General features: G+C 69.1%; 1 protein-coding gene. It reads left to right on the top strand.

The window, feature by feature from the left end:
- The coding region (locus tag AC1D00_RS44010) for a DUF4175 family protein (protein ID WP_477015058.1) at positions 1-703 on the top strand (703 nt) is incomplete at both ends.

Genomic DNA, 703 nt, shown 5'->3' with positions numbered 1-703 from the left:
GATCCGGAGCGCCAGGCGCGCGGTGCGCTTCAACTCTCCTACAAGATCGAGGACGATTACGGCGTCACCGGCGCCGAAGCGCAATTTGGCCTGCGCCCCGCCGATGCCAAGGATGGCGCGAAGGATGGCGGCAAGGACGGCGATACCAAGGCTGCCGCACGGCCGCTGTTCCAGCCGCCGCAATTCCCGCTGGTGCTGCCGAATGCGCGCACCCGCAACGGCGTCGGCCAGACGGTGAAGGACCTCAGCGAGGACCCCTATGCCGGCGCCGACGTCACGCTGAGGCTCACCGCCAAGGACGAGGCCGGCAACGAGGCCAGAAGCGAACCCTTCAACATGCGCCTGCCCGAGCGGCTGTTCACGAACCCGCTCTCGCGCGCGCTGATCGAGCAGCGCCGCATCCTCGCGCTCGACGCCAACAAGAATTCCGACGTCTACGCCGCGCTCGACGCGCTGATGATCGCGCCCGAATTGTTTACCCCGGATGCCGGCTGCTATCTCGGTCTGCGCAGCCTGGCGCTCCAGCTCGAGGCGGCCCGCACCGACGACGCGATGCGTGACGTGGTGGCGAGCATGTGGGCGTTCGCGGTCACCATCGAGGACGACGGTGTCGCGGGCAGCGTCAACGCCGCGCTGCGCTCGGCGCAGGATGCGCTCAAGCGGGCGCTGGAGCGCGGTGCCAGCGAGGACGAGATCCGGGTGC

The sequence above is a fragment of the Bradyrhizobium sp. P2_E8 genome (assembly GCF_056403875.1).
Note: the sequence above shows the minus strand (reverse complement) of the source record. Positions and strands in the feature narration are given on the sequence as shown.